This is a genomic window from Haemophilus sp. HMSC066D02, assembly GCF_001810545.1.
Lineage (GTDB): Bacteria > Pseudomonadota > Gammaproteobacteria > Enterobacterales > Pasteurellaceae > Haemophilus_D.
This window is the reverse complement of the sequence record NZ_KV801824.1, coordinates 247,833-248,690: the sequence shown is the minus strand read 5'-3', so window position 1 is coordinate 248,690 and position 858 is coordinate 247,833. Positions and strand designations below refer to the sequence as shown.

Genomic DNA, 858 nt, shown 5'->3' with positions numbered 1-858 from the left:
TAAGTATGGGTAAGATTTATGTGGGTAAAGCGTTGGATGAAAACAACCAAGCTACAGGTAAGTCAGCGTATGTTCACAACTACAATGGGGTGATTGAAGCGTTAAACCTTTACGACAATGCGAAAAGCAAAGCGATTACCTTTAATACAGGGACAGTAGAGAATAAGCACTTTTTCCTTGAAACAGAAAATGTGGATACCTCGTCTACACCGGTTTTTGAGTATCGAATTGGGAATGATTCGACTATCTACGGTAAAGACTCCGGGGTTTATAAGGTAAAACAAGATAACAAGAGTGGTCGCTGGGGATTAAACCGAAAAATAAGAGATCTTTACCATATTTTTTCACCGGACGGCAAAATCGAAAGTGATAACTGGCATGAGTATGATTATACCCGTACAGTGAATGAAACCGTGGTACTTAAACCAAAATACCAGGAAGGTAAGATTTTAAGTGGTGGCGGTATCGATTTTAATGATGCGCGTGTAGACAATCAAGACAGTAAAGTGATCGCTGGTGGGTTGATTCAGATTGCGGATGGTCAATTACATAATGATGAGTTGAAAGGTCGTACTATTGTAACGGATGCTGGTCGTTTAACGGCTTTTTATAAAGGTAAGAAAAAAAGAAAATGGGACAGATACGATACAACTAAAAGCGATACTAGTATTTATTATAAACAAAATGAAAGCGTAAAAGATTTAGGAGTATTTGCGTATAAAGAAAATGTAGCACCTGAATTTACCAATAATGGCGTGGCTAATAAAGGTGATGCGGGAGATGTTGTATTAAATCATCTGACTCAATCGTTGGATAAATCCTCGCTTTATAATGTGAATCCTAATGCACCAAAAGGCT

Annotated in this window: 1 pseudogene; it reads left to right on the top strand. The window is 37.9% G+C overall.

Annotation, left to right across the window (positions count from 1 at the left end):
- A pseudogene (locus tag HMPREF2750_RS10195) lies at positions 1–858 on the top strand (hemagglutinin); the annotation flags it as partial.